The organism is Methylibium sp., assembly GCF_031393925.1.
Taxonomy (GTDB): Bacteria; Pseudomonadota; Gammaproteobacteria; order Burkholderiales; family Burkholderiaceae_C; genus Methylibium.
The window spans coordinates 1-1734 of the sequence record NZ_JANMWL010000257.1; the positions used below are offsets into that span (position 1 = coordinate 1).

The 1734-nt window shown below is 64.6% G+C and carries 2 protein-coding genes; both read right to left on the minus strand.

Going from position 1 to position 1734, the window contains the following annotated elements:
* The coding region (locus RMO12_RS13625; protein WP_309639695.1) for an ABC transporter permease subunit at window positions 1-401 on the minus strand (401 nt) is incomplete at its 3' end.
* A 137-nt stretch (window positions 402-538) separates the two neighbouring features.
* On the minus strand, window positions 539-1438 hold the full coding sequence (locus tag RMO12_RS13630) for an amino acid ABC transporter substrate-binding protein (protein ID WP_309639696.1): 900 nt from the start codon (window positions 1436-1438) through the stop codon (window positions 539-541).
* Between the last annotated feature and the right edge of the window lie 296 nt (window positions 1439-1734).

Here is a 1734-nt window from a genome sequence, read left to right on the forward strand (position 1 = left end):
CCGGCGTAGCCCTGGCCGCGCGGCAGGCTCTGGATGCCGGCCTTGACCTGCTCGGAGATGCGTGCGGAGGTAAAGAAGCCCAGCGCCAGCACCACCAGAATGAAGCTCGGCACCTTTTGCAGCGGCGGCATCAGCGCCGGGATGACGTGGTACCAGAGAAAGATCTGCACCAGGAGCGGAATATTGCGAAACAGCTCGGTCCAGGCATTGCCCAGGAACTGAAGGCCGCGGCTAGGCACGGTGCGCAGGATGCCCATCAACGAGCCCACCCCGAGCGCCACCACCAGGGCGAGCGCCGACACCGACAGGGTCCAGCCCCAGGCCGACATCAGCCACTGCAGGTAGGTCTGCCCGCCCCCGGTGTCTTGTAGGAACACCTGCCAATCCCATGTTCGGCCCAAGAGCGGCTCCCGTTGCTGTTGACGCGGGCTGCAATGAAAAAAGCGCGACGCGGCCGCAGCCATCGTCGCGCTCCCAGATTAGCAAGCCTGGCGCCACGGCGCCTAGGGCTTAGCTCGGGGACCGTGTCGCCGCGACCTCACGAGACTTTCTTGGCGTAGTCCTCGGCGGGCTGGTTGTTGGGGCTCTTGAGCGCCTGCTCGAGGTACTTGCTCATCGGCAGGTTGACCACTGCGCCGGTGGGCGGCGTGGGCTGCTTGAACCACTTGTCGTAGAGCGTGTTGATCTCGCCCGACTTGGTCATGCCGGCAATGGTGGCGTTGACGATCTTCATCAGGCCCGGGTCGTCCTTTCTCATCATGATGGCGATCGGCTCGACCGACAGGACCTCGCCGACGATCTTGTAATCGGCCGGGTTCTTGCTGCGCGCAATCAGCCCGGCGAGCAGGCTGCCGTCCATCACGAAGGCATCGGCACGGCCGCTTTCCACCAGCAAGAAGCTGTCGGCGTGGTCCTTGCCGAACACGTCCTTGAAGTCGAGGTTGTCGGCGCGCTTGTTCTTGCGCAGGGTCTGCACCGAGGTCGTGCCGGTGGTGGTCGCCACCGTCTTGCCCTTGAGGTCGGCGATGCCCTTGATGCCCGAGCTGGCCTTGACCGCCATGCGCACCTCTTCGACGAAGGTGGTGTTGGCAAAGGCCACGTCTTTCTGGCGCGTGGCGTTGTTGGTGGTGGAGCCGCACTCCAGGTCGACGGTGCCGTTTTGCACCAGCGAGATGCGGTTCTGCGAGGTGACCGGCTGGTATTTGACCTGGAGCTTCTTGCCGATGGCCTTCTCGATGTTCTCGACCGCCTTCTCGCAGATGGCGACGTGGTAGCCGACGTACTTGGAGCCGCCCAAGGTGTAGGACAGCACCCCCGAGGACTCGCGCACACCCAGCGTGATGGCGCCCGAATCCTTGAGCTTCTCGAGCGTGTCCTCGGCCCGTGCAGAACCAAGAACGGCCAGCGCGGCTACCAGGACGAGCAATGATCTTTTCATTCGGACTCCTTGAAAAACCTTGGGTTTGAAATCACAACGCGATCATGCCGCAGCCGGCGCCAGGGTTTGCCAGTGAGCGCTCGCCACGCCACAGACACGCCGACGCGGCCATTGGCTCGGCGAGCAGTTCGGCCATCAGCCCGCCCTAGCGTTCCCAGCCACATGGCGGTGCCGTCAACGCTCCCAAATGGCTGTAGGGCATCGGGCCGACGGCCACGGTTGCGCCGTCCGTTGGGCACCCGTGACTCAGCGCGTGGCCGCCGCCGCCAGGTGCTGCCAGAGCGCCTGCACACCGG